The sequence below is a fragment of the Mediterranea sp. ET5 genome, from assembly GCF_023337025.1.
Lineage (GTDB): Bacteria > Bacteroidota > Bacteroidia > Bacteroidales > Bacteroidaceae > Phocaeicola_A.
Map to the genome: position 1 here is coordinate 107113 of NZ_JAMBLN010000004.1, position 15347 is coordinate 122459.

Sequence of the window (15347 nt, forward strand, 5' to 3'; positions counted from 1 at the left end):
AATGAAAAAAAGCGACTCTTTCCATCGGCGTGATGGAGGAGTCGCTTTTTCCGCTTGTATTAATGATTAGATTGTGTATGTGTTGCCCAAGGGGCACGGCAAAGATACGCCGTTTTCTGAAAAGAACAAACAATCGTGTCCGAATAATTCATTGTGTGAAGGCTACGGTACTATTCCAGTATCGCCACCGTGATGTCGTCAAGGAAGATGCGGTTCTTGCCTTGTCCCACCCCGTGCAGGTCGAACGAAACGCCCGCCATGAAGCGTATTTGGGTCTCGTCCGTGACTCCTTCGATGGTGAAGGAGCGCTCGGCAATGTCGGGGCTCCAGACGTCGTACCCCTCACCATACTCATTCTTGCTCGAGTTGGGATAGTTGTCGATGATGAACGGATTGTCTGCCTTCACCGTACCCGGACCGATGACCGAGACGTAGAGTTCGTTGTCATCACGCGTCCCGCCTTTCGAGACATATCCGCACGCCTTGAAGGTCACCTTCACGTTGACCGTACCGTCGACCTTCAGTTTCGGCGAGACGAGGTCACCCGCATAATTCGTCTTGCCCAGCTTGACGAAGCCCAGGCAACCATAGACCAGCGGCTCGTCCTTGCTGGCAGAGTTGGGTGTGGAGGTCCATCCGTGCGCCAGCTCATCGGCAGTCCAGGAGTCGATACGTACCTGCCCGTCGGTGTCATAGGTGATTGCCGTGCCGTAGTTCAGCCAGCTGAAGTCCTCCTGCAGAAGGATGCTGCCCGAAGCCTGCACTACGCTGATGTCGACATTCGCCGACGGCTCGGCGTCGGACGTACAATGGAGGATGCCCGTGCGCTCCAGCCCGTTGTTCTGCGCCAGCGTCAGGCAGATGAGCCCCTGCGCCGATATGGAGTCAAAGCGCAGCCAGTCCTGTGCTGCCGCATCGACGCTGCAGGTCCACTCCACATTCGCCTGTGAAGTGACGGTGACCGGTCCGCCTGCCGACGGGACACGCACCGTACCGCTGCCATCGCCGACGGTGATGGTAGGCACACTTGCCGCCTGGTTGACGCAGAGCAGGATGGGATACTCCTGTTCACCCACGACGAGGGCGAACTCTGCCTGCCGTGCCTGGAAGCCGGAGTTGGCACTCACGATGAGGTTGAAGTGTCCGTCCTTGTCGCCCTCGTCAGGGAAGGCACGTACCCAGTCGGTACCTTCGGTGCGGCACACCACCTGCCAGGGACAGTTGGAACGTACGGTCACGGTATATTCGGTCTTCGACGCACCCGCCTCAAACGTGGTCTGTTCGTTCTCCAGGTGCAGATAGGGGTTGTCGGGATAAGTCTCTTCGTCATCGCACGCCGCAAAAGAGCAGGCGGCAACCACGTACAAGAGCCCTCCCAGGAAATAGTGTATCAGTGATTTCATGACTTTCTCTGTGTTTTATCGGTTTATGCTATGTCTCATGCCGCTCAACGTCCGATGGCCTGCTTGCTCCACCACACGGGCGTCTTCATGTTGTTCTCGCCTCCCATGCGCTGCAGCGCCTCCTCCACATGGGCTGCATTGGTCGCCACGCTGGTAGCAGGATAGGCAAAGCGGGTAGGGAGGATATGGTCGTTGAAGGTTCCTTCACCGATAGTCAGCACCGGATAGCCCGTACGACGATACTCGTGATAGGCTTCCATGCCGGTCCAGAAGAGCGCGAGGTACTTCTGCTCGCCGATGAGCTGTTCCTTGTTGGTGTGTCCGTCCCAGGAGGCAAGGTCGGATGCCAGGAAGGTTGCCACATCGTCCGCCGTGATGGTGACAGGCGTCAGCGAATAGGCTCCCAGCTCGTTCCACTTCTCCATCGAGGCGGTCACCGCTGCTTCGTAGTAGGTACGTGCTGCCTGCTCGCCTCCGTCAATCCATCCCTTCAGGGCTGCCTCGGCAAAGATGAACTCCAGCTCATCATAAGACAGGAAGAATGAAGGACAGAGTGCCCGGCAGAACACTTCGTAGTTCAGGCGCGAGGCTCCGCTGTCGGCATCGCTCTGCTGGGCATTGGTACAGCCCGAGATGGTCCCCTTCCACGTGTCGCGGCTCGGATGCTTCTTGCCCCAGATGGGCAGGCGCGGGTCCTGATAGAGCTGGATGCCGTTCTCGCTGATGACGGTCATCTTGATGAACTGCTCGGTGAGCTTGCGTCCGCTGGCAGTAAACTCGTTCTCGGTCTCGTCCGTGAAGTAGTTCACATAGGGCTTGATGCCCGTATAGTCCACCCGGGCATTGTCGGCATTGGAAGCGAAGAGCGGGTATTTGCCCGGGTCGGCAAGGAGGGCACGCATCCGCTGTCCCACGTTCATCTCGCTACGTCCGCCGACCCGGCAGAGCAGGCGCATGTAGAGGGTGTTGTTGAACTTGCGCCAGGCTGCCATATCGCCGCCGTAGAGCCCGTCCAGGTTGCCGTCGAGCATCGTGGGCTGTGTAGCATAGAGTTCGTTCGCGGCTTCGAGGTCGGCGAACATCTGCTCGTAGACCTCCTGCTGTGAGTCGTATTTCGGTGTTTTCGTGCCTCCCTCCTCACGTCCCTGGAAGGCTTCGGAGTAAGGGATATCGCCGAACATGTCGGTCAGGTTCGACATGAAGAGTACCTTCAGCGTGAGCGCCATCGCCTGGATAGCCACGTCGCCGTCCTCCGCAGCAAGCGAAGCCATGTGGAGCGTGTTGTTGGCATAGCTGCTGTAGAAGTTCCAGACGCCCTTCCAGTCCTGGTCGGAGATGAAGTAGCGGTGCTCCTGACGGGTCGTTCCGCCCGTGAAGGCGGTGAACTGGATCAGCTCGTCGTTCCAGTACCACGTGTAGTATTGCCATTGCTTGGATGCGCCGTAGATAATCGGTTCGAGCATGCGGCTCGCCTCGATATCGCCCACGGTCATCTTGTTGGGGTTCGTATTGATATCTTCGAAGTTTGTCGTGCACGACGTGCCCAGAAGCGAAGCCGCCAGCAGGCAGCCGGTCACGAATGTATGGAGTGGTTTCATTGTCATCTGTGCTTTGAGGTTAGAATGCGAGTTTCACGTTGAGACCATAAGTGCGCGTCATGGGGAACGACATCGCCTCGATGCCCTTGTAGATGTCGCTGCCGTTGAGCATACCCACTTCGGGGTCATACTGCGGGAAGCTGGTCAGGCAGAAGACATTGGTGGCATACACGCCCACGTTGGCACGCTGGATGACCTTGGTCTTCTTGAGGAAGGAGGCGGGCACCTGGTAGTCGAGGCGCACCTCCTTGAGCTTGAGGAAGGAGGTACTGAAGGTATTCATCTCGGTGTTGTCCCGGTTCCAGATGTACTTGTTGTAGTAGGTCTGTATGTCCTCGGTGATGGTGTTGTTCTTCTGATAGGCCACCGAGCCGTCCTCCTGGACAATGGCGTTCACACCCGGATGCACGAGCCCGTCGGCACGTCCTTCGAGCGAGTTGGTCAGCTTGCCTTGGTAGGCCAGGGAGAAGTTCGTCACCGAGAAAGCATGGCCGCCATACTGTCCGCTGAATGTTGCGCTCAGGGTGAAGTCCTTGTAACGGAAGCGTTGCGTCATGCCGGCACGCCAGTCGGGGTTGACCTTGCCGATGCGCCGCGTGGGGTTGTCGTCAAGCATCGGGTAACCGGTCTTCTCGTCGACGAGCACCATGCCCGAACAGTCGACGCGGTTGCCGTTCTCGTCGGTATAGAACGAACCTTCGGGAGCACGCTGGAAGCCGCGTCCGTAGATGATGTGCATCTCTTCGCCCACGTAGGAATAGACATACGTACGTCCGCCGATGGTCGTACCCATGTCGGTCTGGAGCGGTGTGGAGGGGTCCCAGTCATCTTGCAGGCTGACGAGCTTGTTGTAGTTGCGCGACCAGTTGAGGCCGAACGACCACGTGAAGTCTTTCGTCTTTACCGGGACAAAGTTGGCACTGATCTCGATGCCCTTGTTCTGTATCTCGCCGGCGTTAATCTTCATGCCCGTAGCACCCGTAATCTGGTCCAGTGCGACGGAGACGATCTGGTCGGTCGTGCTCGACTTGTAGAAGGCCACGTCGAAGGTGACGCGCTTCTTGAAGAGACTCATCTCGAGGCCGGTCTCCCAGCTCTCGACGTTCTCGGGCTTGATGAGCGGGTCGGGGATAGTGCCCGGCAGGGTATAGCCGCCCGAATAGTCGGTGGTGGAGTAGTACTGGTCGAGCGAGTAGGGACTGGTGTCATTACCCACGTTCGCCCACGACAGACGCAGCTTCATGAAGTCCACCACAGGCAGGTGGTCGCGGAAATTGAACACGTTGCTCAGCAGGACACTTCCCGACACCGACGGATAGAAGTAGGAGCAGTTGCTGCGCGCCAGCGTGCTCGACCAGTCGTTGCGTCCGGTGATGTCCAGGTAGTAGGTGTCGTCCCAGCTGAGCGACGCCATGCCGTAGAGGCTGTTGATGGCCTTCTCGGAGCGGTACGTATAGATTTCCGGCTTCGTGTCCGAGGGGACGTTGCTCAGGTTGTACACGCCCTCCACATCGAGTTCTTCGAGGGTGATGCGGTTGTTGTAGTACTTGCTGTACATCCGGTTGCCGCCGAAAGCGACGGAGTAGCCGAAGCGCTTGTCAAAGGCGTCGCCCGTGTAGCGGAGCAGGAAGTCGATGTTCGACTCATAGCTGCGCAGGTCCTGTTCGCGGTAGAAGCCGTCCTTCCACTCGGAGTACTTCGGACGGCGCTGCGTACGGAACTCATCCGAGAAGTCCACACCGCCGCGCAGGTTGAGCGTCAGACCGGGCAGCAGGTTGGCGGTGATGCCCAGGTTGCCGAAGAAGCGGTTCTTGTCCATCCCGTTGAGGGCCTCATAGAGCGTACGGTAGGGGTTCCACGAGCCGTCGCCCGAGGGATAGACCAGGCTGTTGCCGTCCGTACCCTCGGCATTCTCCCAGTTGGCGCGGGTGTAGCGGCCCTGGAAGTACTCGTCGCGCCACTGCGACATGCTGTTGTTGTTGTAGCCCCACACGAGCTGGTACATGGGCGAGCTGGAGCTGTATCCGCTCACAGGGAGGTTGTCGCTCGTCTTGTGGTAGTAGTTCGCCTTGGCATTGATGGTAAGGTACTTGTTCAACTCGGAAGTGAACGAGAGGGCGAAGCTCTGCTGTTCGTACCCCGTGTTGGGCAGGATCCAGTCGTTGCGCCGGTCGGTGATGGAGAGGCGGGCGCTCGTCCCCTTGCCGTTGCTGCCGTCGATGCTCACCGAGTTGTCGAATGTCAGGCCGGTCTCAAAGAGTCCGGTGTACCAGTCGTCCTGGTAGACCCACGGGGTCGGCGTGAAGGTGCCGGTTTCCCAGTTCTTGGAGTTATACTGATAGCGCAGCTTGTTCGCATCGAACTTCTCACCGAAAGCGTAGCGCGAGATGTGGCGGTTGACGGCAACTCCGTCGGCAGTCATTTCGGCAGGGAGTGTCCAGAAGCAGAAGGGCTGCAGACCGAGGTCCGAACCGGAACCGTACTCCTTCTGGAACTCGGGGAAATAGCCTGCCTGCTCCCACACGACGGAGGAACTGAAGGTCACCCCGATGCCTTTGTCCGTACGTCCCTTCTTCGTGGTGATGATGATGGCGCCGTTGGCAGCGCGCGAACCGTAGAGGGCGGTTGCCGCCGGACCCTTCAGGACGCTCACCGACTCGATGTCCTCGGGATTGATGTCGCTGGCACCGTTACCGAAGTCCACGGGGGCGTCAGCCTGTGCATAGTTGCTCACCGCCTTCGTCTGTGTCGTACCCGAATTGACGGGGATGCCGTCCACCACGAAGAGGGCTTCGTTCGACCCGTAGTTGAGCGACTGGTCGCCACGCAGGGTCACGCGCAGCGAGCTTCCCGGTCCGGCTCCGGCACTAGCCATGGTCAGGCCTGCCACCTTGCCGTCGAGGGCATTGAGCCAGTTGTTCGACAGGTTGCTGGTCACCTCGTCCTCGCCGAGTTTGGACACGGCGTAGCCCAGTGACTTCTGTTCACGGGTGATGCCGAGTGCGGTGACTACCGTCTCGTTGAGCATCACCGACGATTCCTGCAACACCACGCGCAGGTTGCCTCGTGCGTCGGCCTTCACCTCCTGGGGGACGAATCCCATGTAGGAGACCTCCAGCACCACATCTTTCCCGTCAACACGCAGGCGGAAGTGCCCGTCGAGGTCGGACACCGTGCCCACATTGCTCCCCTTCACCTTGACTGTCGCACCGATGAGAGGGGTCACGCCGTCGGCTTCGAAGATGCTGCCCGTCAGTTCCCTTTCCTGGGCAGACAGCTGGAACGCCAGCAGGGAGGTTGCGAAGAGCAGTCCTGCCCGGCGGAAGTTGCATTTTGCTTGTTTCATAGTCTAAGTGTATGTGTTCGTTCGTTTGTACCCTTACTTCATGTCCGTGCTCAGGGCTTTCGGACGTATCATCTGCTCGGTATAGACGCGGCCGAAGCGGTCGGTCACGCGGATGTCGAGCGTGGAGGTGGCAGACGATGCCGTCACCTCGAACATGTGGCCCGTGGCGTCGGTCTCAAAGGACGACGTCGGTGTGGCACCCTTGTCCAGACGCAGTGCCTCGTAGGAGATGAGGTGCAGCGGGTCCTTGACGGAGACGCGGGTCACGGCGAGCGGGACACCGTTCTCGCTCACCTCCACCTTCCAGGCGGGGTCGTAGCCCCAGACGTTGATGAGCACCTTGTTGTCCGTACGGGCGGTGGCGTAGCTGCCGGTATAGCGTGCCAGGTCTTCCTCCGACGCGCCGGGCGCATACTTCGCCGCGGTGATGTGGCACTCGTTGAGGTCATACGTGCGGAACTGATAGTCGCGTCCTTCGCCCGTCCCCTTGTAGTACCACTGACTGTCGGTCCCGTTCTGGTCCCACACGGCATAGCCGGCGGGTGAACCGTCCTTGCAGATGTAGTTGTCGGCATAGCCGTCCTTGCCGGTCCACCACCACGTGCCGCAGACGGCAGCCACGTTGTGCTCCATCAGGTTGTCCTTCTCCACGGTGAAGTTGAGGTGGGTGTGCCCCGTGAGCACCTCCACGCGGTCAAAGCGTGCCAGCAGGCTCTGGAGTTCACTGCCGTTGTCGAGCGAGAGCAGGTCCAGCTGACTGCCGCCCGCGATGAGCGGATTGCGGTAGAGATTGACGTGCATTGCCACGACGATGGGCGTGGACGGGTCGGTGATGTAGGAGAGGTCCTTGCGCAGCCATTCCATCTGCGGGTCGACGATGACCCCTTCATAGTCGCGCTCCCCGACAACTCCTTCCGCGCCGCCGGTATTGATGTAGCGCACGTTGTCCAGCAGGACGTAGTGCACGCGGCCGAGGTTGAACGAGTAGTAGGTGGGACAGACATCGTCCTTGAACGGCTGTTCGGCATCCCAGTCGTCTGCCTTGTAGGGGTCGTTGTCGTGATTGCCCGGCAAGTGGAAGAGCGGACAGCCGATGCGGTCTGCCTGCGTGAGGCACTGTGCCAGGGCGAAGCTGTTGGAGTACCAGTAGAGGTCCCAGCTCAGGTCGCCCAGGTCGATGGCGTAGGCGGGTGTGCCGTCGGCAGTCTCTGCGGCAATGGTCGCGTTAATGTCGGTCACGAAGTCGTCATACTGCTTGAGGTCGTCATTGCGGTTGGCAAGGTGGAAGTCCGTCACGACAAAGAGCTTGTGGTGGTCGTTGTCCACCCGACGGAGGGCAAAGTCCTGCTGTTCGGATACCCCGGCAGCTGCCGTCAGCCGCTTGAAGAACTGCGGCTCGTTGCCGTTGCGGCATTCCACCTCGTAGCCCGAGGGGAGGGAGATGAACACATAGCCGTTGCGCTTCTCCGAAGGCAGGTAGTAGATGCCGTCGGCGTCGGTCGATGTCACCTCGAAGCCGTCGGACACCACCACGCCTGCCACGCCCTGCCCGTCGCATGCCACCACACCCTTCACGGTCATGCCTTCCCGGTCGGGGACAAGGATGGAGGCGGTGAGGTTGATGCTGAGGCTGCCCAGCTCCAGCCGCTGGTCGTCGCGCAGGAGGGCGAGGCGGTAGTCGCCCGAAACAAAGTCGTCGGGCAGGCTGACGGCAAAGCCTGTATCGGAAGTCTCGGCCACACTGACGGTGAACGTACGGTCGGCGGAGGCAAGCTCCAGCCGGTCTGTGGTGAGGATGCCGTTGCCACGCAGGAAGAGGAGTTCGTCCCGTCCGACACTGACGGAAGAGGGGAGGACAATCCCTTTCACAGGGATGGAACCGTTGAGGGGATTCATGGAACCGGCCTCGTTGCCGCAGCCTGCCATGCCCGCACTCACGAGCAGCAGGCACACGCCGAGCCGCGTCCAGTCAAGAAGTCTTGTTCTCATCATACTATTCTTTAAAAGGTGTTAGAGTTTCCTGAAAGCACGCGCAAAAGTAGGGTGAGGGTATGACGGAACGATGTCCGGACGGTTACATTTCGGGGACATTTGCGTTACAAGCACGGACCGCTCAACGGGTTCCGTCCCCATCCTCCGGAAGTCGGTTTTCCGGTGCGGATGCGTCCGTCCGCCCCTCACCCTGACAAGCGACGGGTACACCGATTCCTCCGTCCATCGGAGCGACTTCTCGCATAATTCCCATATCATAAACGCACGAAAGCCCCCGATGCCTCCTCCGCGTGGGAGGGGACGGGCAGGGGCGGAACAATCACCTAATCAATTTACCACTATGGGAATTACTGTTGAAAAACGGAAGCTGGCAGGCGGACGCGTGGCGCTCTACCTGAACTTCAGCTTCGGACACAAACGCTGGCGCGAGTCGCTCCACCTGACACTGGAGGACCCCGTCGACACCGCCACACGCAAGCTCAACCGCGAGAAGATGAAGATGGCGCTCGCCGTACGAAGCCGCCGCGAACTGGAGCTCATCACCGAGCGCAGCGGCATCCGCACCACGAAGGGGAACGCGCACACCGACCTGCGCGACGTCTGTACCGCCTTCATCGCCCAGTACCGGCGCAAGGACATCAAGATGGTGCAGGCTGCCTTCGCACAGCTCGTCCGTTTCACCGCCAACCGTCCGCTCTACACCTGGCGCATCGACCGGACGTTCTGCCTGAAGTTCTACGACTACCTGCGCGAGCACCTCTCGGGGCACACACCGACGGGCTACTTCAACAAGTTCAAGCAGTGCCTGGACTTCGCCGTGGAGCAGCACTACATGGAGGTCAACCCCGCCGCACACGTCCGCCTCGTGCAGCAGAACGAGTTCACCAAGGCGGTGCTCACCCAGGACGAGATACGCCGCCTCGCCACCGTGCCCTGCCTGCACGCCGAAGTGAAGCGTGCCTTCCTCTTCGCCTGCATGACGGGGCTGCGCTGGTGTGACGTCGTGGCTCTGCGGACGGAGAGTGTCGACGAGGCAGGACGCATGCTCCACCTGGTGCAGCAGAAGGTGGAGGGACACTCCAGCAAGGCGGTCCTCCACCTGGCACTCAACGACTCCGCCCTGGCACTGCTCCGTGCCCGTCGTCCTGCGACAGACGGACGCCTCTTTGTCCTCCCCTCGTACTCCTACGCGGGCAGGGTGCTCAAGCGGTGGATGCGCAGCGCGGGCATCGACAAGCACATCACCTTCCACTGTGCCCGCCACTCGTTCGTGACGAACCTGCTCCTCAACGGGGCGAACATCAAGACGGCATCCGAACTGGCAGGGCACTCCACCATCCGCCACACGGAGAAGTACATCCACATCGCCGACGAGCTCAAGCGGAAGGCGGTCGACAGCCTGCCTACACTGGAGCTTGACCCGGAGTGGGAGTAACAGGTCCGGTCACCGGATGGTCACCTGCCCCGACGTTGCGGCAGTCCATCCTGCTCACCGGTAAAGGGTTCTCCGAAGGGGTGTGGTAGTGGGTACGGCTATTGCCCGCATCTGCACAGCCGCCTGACCCCTGCTACACGGAAGTCCCTCTGCAAGGACGTTGCAGCCCGTTGTCCCTTCCCGCCGGTCCTTCCTCTGATACATCCTAATCCCATCATTCATAGGAGCCAAACAGAGAATTAGTATCATATTTTTACAATTCATATACGTTAGATTAGGGGAATTATCGGATGCACGCATCATCCGATGTAAGAGAAAGCGAAAGACCCTGCACACTTCCGACTTTGGTCAGTGCATGGTCACCCGACGAGAACGGGCAGCGCGGGCTGTCCGTTCTGCTGCCTTTGACACTATGGAAGGATAAACCGCCGTTTTCCTTCCACATTTTCCCGATTGGACGTTTTCAGCTAACGCGTACTTTTGAAAAAACGGGCAAACCAGCGCGTAAAGGTTAAATCCGATTTGCAATTTCCTTCCTTATCGCCCATTCATTTTTGCTTTATTCACACGAAACACTTCTCTTTGACGTTCCAAACAATATTGTTTCACCCGTCAAACACTTGTGTTTGGTTCGTCAAACAATATTGTTTCACGACTCAAACAATATTGTTTCGCGATTCGATGTAAAGAATATGGAAAACCAATTCCAAAATAATGACATTGGCTCTCCAGAAGGTCTGCGGACGCATCATTTTTCAAACTATTATATGGCACATCTTTTACCCCTATACCTTGCCTGTTTGCACACCACGCACACTTCCGGGCAGACACAACGAAACGGAACAGCCTCCATCGGCGACAATGTGTATTTAGCGAATCGCCCGAGAAGGCCCTTCCCGGTCACCAACTCGTATTTTGGTGCAAGGAAGGCCTTTCTCGGGCGATTCGTTTGACACTTTGACATTTTGACAAATCGAACAAAGGGCGACCCCCTTGCGGGAATCGCCCTTCGTATGAATAGTCAGAATAAGTTCAGAACTTATTCACCAGCACCTGCGGGATTGACTGTGATAGTCAAAGTAGTTTCAGCTACACCCCATCCGTATTCGATAGAAGCCGGGATGTTGATCTTATAGCTGTAACCAACCGGAGTACCTACGTTCTCGTACTTAACGGTGTTGCCTACTTGAGTCAATGTTACAGTTGACGGAAGTTTGCCACCATTGTAGTCGAGGTCGGTAGTTGCGTTTGCAGTATCAAGCTTCAAGTCGCCGAATACACCGTAGAAGTCCCAGTATGCACCGTAAGAGGTTACTACCTGAGTATTTTCCTTGGCGATCCACTGCCAGCAGCCTACGATATCACCAGCCTTGCCTTCGTAGTTCGGTTTCACAGCTGTGTGAGCCTTTTCTACAATGACCTTAGGAGCGTAAGACTTCGTGATTGCCGGATAGTACTTGATAGACTCAATAGCTTTCACAGTTGTAATAGTAGCTACAATTTCATCTGTGTAGTTGTAAGCATCAGCAACGTGACCAGCGAATTGATATTCCAGACCAAATTCACCTTCAGGTCTTGTAGAATACATACCTTCGGTTACCAATGCATTCAAAGCTTGTTGTACAGCAGCTTCGCTATCATATCCACTAACTTCGTAGGTCTTTTCAACAGTCTTCTCACCACGATAGATGACACCGTTTGTCAGAATCCAATTGTAAGTAACCTTAACGCTACCGCCATAAACCTTTTCACCAGAGAGGATTTCAACATCCTTCAACTTGATATCCCAGTAAGCAGGCTTGATGGTTTTTACCCAACCCGGGATTACAATAGTCTTGTGAGCGCTGCGGTTGTGTTTCCAGAAGCCCCATTGAACGAGTTCAGTAGTAGTTTCAGGAGCAGTGATGGTGTAACCTCTCCAGTCGGTCAACATCTGGTAACCGCCGAAGTCAACCACGTCACCACCCGTCTTGGCATCCATTACGGTCTTGCCTTCAGGCATGTTCAAGCTAACCGGAGTTACGAACTCAACGTTGAAGGTGTTAGCAACTACAACGTCACCGTTATCAAATTGAACTACGTATTCAACAATTGCATTCAAACCATCTTCGCTGTTGAGGGCTGCCTTGATGGCTTCGTTGTCCTTCTTAAGCGTGATGATTTGGTCAGCAGCCGTGTTGCCTTCGATTTCAACACCACCGGTGGTCATCTTCTTCTCACCGTTGTAGATACCAGCCAAGCGGAAGTATTCAGCGTGGCACTCAGGCAGTTTCTCGTCGAACTTCACAGTTGCAAATGCATCAGAAAGTTTGGTCTGGAACTGACAGTTGCTAGCATAGTCGGTTTCGCTGGCAGGACGATTTACATTCGATACGAATGCAGTCTGAGTCTCGTTCCAGTAAACCTTATTGATGGTGAATTCAGGATTCAAAACCGGCAATGTCACATTTACAGTCATGGTCAATGTGATATATTCGGGGAATTCAGAAGCGGCAAGTTTGTTCTTCAAAGTTACAGAACCGATGAATACGGCACCGTCACCAATAGGACCAACTTGGTCATGTTGAAGAGTCCAAACAACTTTCTTAGTTGCTACACCGGCAGTTGCGCTACCATCTTTTACAGTAGGCATTTCACCATACCAAGGTTCACCGTCTTTCGTTACTTGACCACCAATAGTCTTATCGAATTCATACATGTTCCAGAATTCTTCGTGGCTCAAGGAAACATCACCTCTAGAAGACTCAATCTGACGGTAAACGTTTTCACGCATCCATTCCTCATCAAGTTCGAAGGTTGTTTCATCGTTTTCACATCCTAAGATCAGGTCTTTAACAATACCAGCAGTATAATTATCAGCCTTTTCAGCAACAACCTGTACTTTCACGAAACCACGACGAACAACGCGACCAGCCTCGTCAACCAATTCTACGCGGAGAATCGGGGTACGGCCGATGCTTTCACGACCGAAGCCGTCAGTGATAACGAAGATACCGTTTTCAGCATCCTTACATTGAACGACAGTCTGCTGGTTGGTAGTCGTAGAACCGGTAGTTACCTTGTATTCAGTTTCAGCAACAGCGAAACGATAGCTCAACTTGTAAGCCTCGATGTCCAATGCGTTGTGGAGGTCAGCATCATCGTCTTCCTTGTTCAGACAAGTAGCAATCAGCTCTTTCAAGTTGAATTCCTTGTCATAAATCATTTCGTAACGAACCGGTTCAGCCTGAGCCATAGTTACAACAGAAGCGAAGTGAGCCTTGTCACCTACAGTTTCCAGAGACTCCTTGTCAGCGATGAAGAGTTCTCTCTGGTCAACTACATCGTCATATACACGAACATACGGAGAAGTGATGACTACGTTGCTTTCGCCTTCGTCAACAGCATCACCCTTCAAAGTAGCTTGCAGGGCAACCGTGTTCACCTTGTCGAGCGCATTGCCATCGCTGGTGTTCGGAGTGTCAAGACGACGGAGCTGGAAGTCAACCGTACCCTTTTCTACGTTAGCCACGGGAGTGCCTTCAATCTGAAGCAAGTTCGTAGCGGCTACGTTCGAGCGGGTAGTGATCACTTCTACCTGACGGTCGATATATTGATAGTCAGCGTTGTCGAGGTTGAAGCTGGAAGGATTGAAGTGATAGCTTGCAGTAGCGAGGGCAGCGGTAGAATATTGAGCCGGCATGAAGTCTGCGTGCATACCGTTGTTACCGCTCATGTCAACTTTCACTTCTGTCGTTGTACCATCCGGATTTTCATACGTGATGGTTTCAACATCCTTGTATTCGTCGAGAAGGTCATATTTCTCATCGAACTTGCTCATATCACCATATTCGAGTGAGTTGAATACGATAGCCTCTACACCGTCAACGAATGCATTGGGAGCAAACGTGATGCTGTTCAGACGGGCAGCAACCAGGATGTGAAGCTGAGCCAAGTCACCGTTGATTTCAGTGATGTCTGAGCGGATGCCGGCAACATCGTTCTTCAACGTGTTGATGTCAGCTTTGGCAGCATTCAGGTCAGTTGTGTTAGCCTCAACTTTGCTCTTCAACGTGTTGATTTCAGCCACAGCGTTATCGATACGGCCGCTAACTTCAGTGATGTCAGCCTGCAAACCATTCTCAGACAACAGTGCAGCATAGTTCTCCAACGTTGCTTTTTGTACCTCCAAGTCAGTAGCACCGGCAGTCAAGGTAGCCAAGAGGTCCTTGATGTTGTTGATTTCGTTGGTGTTGCTGGTGATGCGGAGATCCAGGTTGTTGGTGATTTCGTCAGCCAATCCGCTTTCGATACCTTCGATCTTTCCAGCGAGATCAGCCAGTTCCTGAGCCAGTCTGGAATCCAGTTCATCCAATGCCGTAGCATCAGCCTTTGCGCCCAGAAGCTCTGTCACTTCTGCCTTGTAAGCTTCCAAGTCAGCAGCGGCAGCAGCGATGGCATCAGCCTTAGCCTGTTCTGCAGCCGATTGTGCAGCAGCAGCCTGTGCCTTAGCTTCGTCTGCAGCAGCAGCGGCAGCTTTAGCCTCGGCAGCAGCATTGTCTGCGGCGGTCTGAGCAGCTTGTGCGGCTGACTGCAATGTGTTCAGTTGCGTCTGTAAAGTCTCACCGAGAGTCGCGTTTTGGTTGATCAGCTCGCGAAGCTCATCAATGTCGTCATCGTAGTCTTTACATGACGTAACCACCCCTGCTGAGAGCAAGGCTGCGCTGAACAGGAGTGCATTCATAAACTTTTTGTTCATAATAACTAAAACTTTAAATTTAAAGATTTAACAATTAATTTAGTTCTCATTCTTACTTATTCGTGGTTGCTACCGGCTGAGGGAATTGCCGGTTGCCCGGATTGTCGGAGTCAGGTGTGAGCGTACTGTGAGGATGGGAGTCCCGGCTGTGCTGTGCTCTTCGAGGTCCGTCCGTCGGACACTTCTTCCAACTCCTCCAATCTGTCGGGGCGACGCTCCAGGACATACTGGTAAGGCGTGATACCCTCATATTTGCGGAAGGCGACGTAGAAGGTGCTCTTCGACGAAAATCCGCAGATGAAGGGGATGTCCTTGAGCTTGTACGTGTAACACGTCAACATCCGCTTGGCATACTGCACCCGGTACCAGTTGAGGAGTGATTTAAGGTTACATCCGAAGATTTGATTGACGGCGTTTGACAGATAGGTAGTATTCGTACCCACTATTGAACTGAACTTTGCCAATGACAGGTTACGGTCCAGATAAACGCGCTTCTGGTTCAAGTAATGGAGCATTTTACGGCATACTTCACCCCCTTTGCCTTCCGGGATGCTTTCGGGGAAGGAGGGAACCTCCACTCTGGAAGAGTCAACCGTCGTTTCTGCACTCATTTTTAGCCGTGACATAAGATAAAATTTTATGGCAGCAAATGTATAGCATCTGCTAACATCCGACAACATTTTTCCTAAGAAATAAAACCTATAACATCAAAGTTTTTAAGAAGTTGGAAAAATCATTAATCAGGATAAAAGATAGATATTACATAATTATTATATATACATAATATATTACTATTACTCCGTGTGGGCACACGGACGAAATTTGTCAATGAACG

General features: G+C 55.3%; 8 protein-coding genes. 2 read left to right on the top strand and 6 right to left on the bottom strand.

Annotation, left to right across the window (positions count from 1 at the left end; genetic code table 11):
• Positions 1–170 precede the first annotated feature (170 nt).
• Genes M3087_RS04175 through M3087_RS04190 form a run of 4 tightly spaced genes read right to left on the bottom strand, consistent with a single transcriptional unit; the run spans position 171 to position 8336 of the window.
• Positions 171–1403 carry a BACON domain-containing protein gene (locus M3087_RS04175; RefSeq protein WP_249093955.1) on the bottom strand — a complete coding sequence of 411 codons (1233 nt, stop codon included), beginning with the start codon at positions 1401–1403 and terminating at the stop codon, positions 171–173.
• Positions 1404–1447: 44 nt separating this feature from the next.
• The gene (locus M3087_RS04180) at positions 1448–3001 is read right to left on the bottom strand and encodes a SusD/RagB family nutrient-binding outer membrane lipoprotein (RefSeq protein ID WP_249093957.1); all 1554 of its coding nucleotides are present in this window, start codon (positions 2999–3001) and stop codon (positions 1448–1450) included.
• Positions 3002–3020: 19 nt separating this feature from the next.
• On the bottom strand, positions 3021–6347 hold the full coding sequence (locus M3087_RS04185; RefSeq protein ID WP_249093959.1) for a SusC/RagA family TonB-linked outer membrane protein: 3327 nt from the start codon (positions 6345–6347) through the stop codon (positions 3021–3023).
• Between the two features lie 33 nt (positions 6348–6380).
• Positions 6381–8336, bottom strand: coding sequence for a calcineurin-like phosphoesterase C-terminal domain-containing protein (locus tag M3087_RS04190; protein ID WP_249093961.1), 1956 nt, complete (start codon positions 8334–8336; stop codon positions 6381–6383).
• 343 nt (positions 8337–8679) lie between these two features.
• Here M3087_RS04190 and M3087_RS04195 point away from each other — a divergent pair, with 343 nt between their 5' ends.
• Both M3087_RS04195 and M3087_RS04200 read left to right on the top strand, forming a co-directional pair.
• Positions 8680–9774: a tyrosine-type recombinase/integrase gene (locus tag M3087_RS04195; protein ID WP_022384970.1), complete on the top strand. Its 1095-nt coding sequence runs from the start codon at positions 8680–8682 to the stop codon at positions 9772–9774.
• A gap of 692 nt (positions 9775–10466) precedes the next feature.
• On the top strand, positions 10467–10727 hold the full coding sequence (locus M3087_RS04200) for a hypothetical protein (protein WP_249093962.1): 261 nt from the start codon (positions 10467–10469) through the stop codon (positions 10725–10727).
• Between the two features lie 86 nt (positions 10728–10813).
• Here the strand turns inward: M3087_RS04200 and M3087_RS04205 are convergent, their stop codons facing one another.
• Both M3087_RS04205 and M3087_RS04210 read right to left on the bottom strand, forming a co-directional pair.
• Entirely contained in the window at positions 10814–14512 is a 3699-nt protein-coding gene (locus tag M3087_RS04205; RefSeq protein ID WP_249093964.1) for a cell surface protein, read from the bottom strand.
• 110 nt (positions 14513–14622) lie between these two features.
• Positions 14623–15138 (bottom strand): helix-turn-helix domain-containing protein, encoded by a 516-nt coding sequence (locus M3087_RS04210; RefSeq protein ID WP_249093967.1) that lies wholly within the window; start codon positions 15136–15138, stop codon positions 14623–14625.
• Between the last annotated feature and the right edge of the window lie 209 nt (positions 15139–15347).